This window comes from Arthrobacter sp. Y3223164 (assembly GCF_059091005.1).
The window spans coordinates 1-1,424 of the sequence record NZ_JBNHGF010000552.1 but is presented as its reverse complement, the minus strand read 5'-3'; the positions used below and the strand labels follow the sequence as shown (position 1 = coordinate 1,424).

At 71.0% G+C, this 1,424-nt stretch carries 2 protein-coding genes and 1 pseudogene; all 3 read left to right on the top strand.

Annotated features, from left to right (window positions below; genetic code table 11):
- Nucleotides 1-171: pseudogene (locus AC5RUJ_RS16325) on the top strand (iron ABC transporter permease); the annotation flags it as partial.
- Nucleotides 172-1,038: an ABC transporter ATP-binding protein gene (locus tag AC5RUJ_RS16320; RefSeq protein ID WP_494025292.1), complete on the top strand. Its 867-nt coding sequence runs from the start codon at nt 172-174 to the stop codon at nt 1,036-1,038.
- Nucleotides 1,039-1,141: 103 nt separating this feature from the next.
- Nucleotides 1,142-1,424, top strand: a 283-nt coding sequence (locus AC5RUJ_RS16315; protein ID WP_494156254.1) for a siderophore-interacting protein, incomplete at its 3' end; no start/stop codon positions are given.

The window sequence follows — 1,424 nt, the reverse complement described above, 5'->3', positions numbered from 1 at the left end:
CTGGTGGGCGCCCTGATCGTGCTGGCCGCCGACTTCGCCGCGGCCAACCTCATCCCGATGTATCTGACCGACGGCGCCTCGCTGCCGGTCGGGGTGGTGACCGGCGCGCTGGGCGCGCCGTTCCTGCTCTGGCTGCTGGTCACCACCAACCGCCGAGGCCAAGGAGGCTAAGTGCGCACGCTCGAATCCCGCAACCTGACGCTGGCATACGACCAGCGCACCGTGGTGCAGGACCTCACCGTCCGGCTGCCGGAAGGCAAGGTGACGATCATCGTCGGGGCGAACGCCTGCGGCAAGTCGACGCTGCTGCGCGGGCTGGCGCGGCTGCTCAAGCCGGGTGCCGGGTCCGTGCTGCTGGACGGCAAGGACATCCACCGGCAGTCCACCCGCGACGTGGCGAAGGTGCTGGGCCTGCTGCCGCAAAGCCCGGCGGCCCCCGACGGAATCACCGTCGCGGAACTGGTGGGCCGCGGCCGGTATCCGCACCAGGGCTGGTTCCGGCAGTGGACCCGGGAGGACGACGACGCCGTCAGCGCGGCCCTGGCGGCCACCGACACCCTGGAGCTCGGCGACCGGAACGTGGACGAACTCTCCGGCGGCCAGCGCCAGCGGGTGTGGATCGCGATGGCGCTGGCCCAGGAGACCGACGTGCTGCTGCTGGACGAGCCGACCACGTTCCTGGACGTGGCCCACCAGGTGGAGGTGCTGGACCTGATCACCGACCTGAACCGGCGCCGCGGCACCTCCGTGGCCATCGTGCTGCACGACCTGAACCTGGCCGCCCGCTACGCCGACCAGCTCGTGGCGATGAAGGATGGCCGGGTGGTGGCCGAGGGCGCCCCCGCGCAGGTGGTTACCGAGGAGCTGGTGCAGACGGTGTTCGGACTGGAATCGCGGGTGATCCCGGACCCGGTGTCCGGAACGCCGATGGTGGTTCCGGTCGGCCGCCACCACTGCGAGGCGCCCGCCCCGGCCGAAGACGACGCCGACCCGGTCCTGTCCACGCCGGACCTCAAGCACGAAGAACCCGCGGCGTGAGCGAGGCCGGCCGGCGCCGACAACCGCCTGGAGAGGGTCCCGGCGGCGCCGGAAGGAAAACCCGGCGCGCAGCCGAAGGAACGGACATGGAGAACGGAGCACGATGACCGCCGTAGCAACTGAAACATCCGCCGTAGTGCCGGTGCTGGCCTTCGGCGTAGCCGTCGCCCGGGTAGAGGACCTTTCGCCGAGCTACCGGCGGGTCACCTTTTCCGGGGAGTCGCTCCGCCGTTTCGGCGTGGACGGGCCGACGCTGGATCTGCGGATCAAGGTGATGATCCCGTCCACCGTGGATCGGCAGGTGGGAGTAGCAGCTTCCACCTACGAGCTGCATCGGGCGGCGCTGCGCCTGCGGGCGGAACAGAAGCTGGGCCACGGCAGCCTGG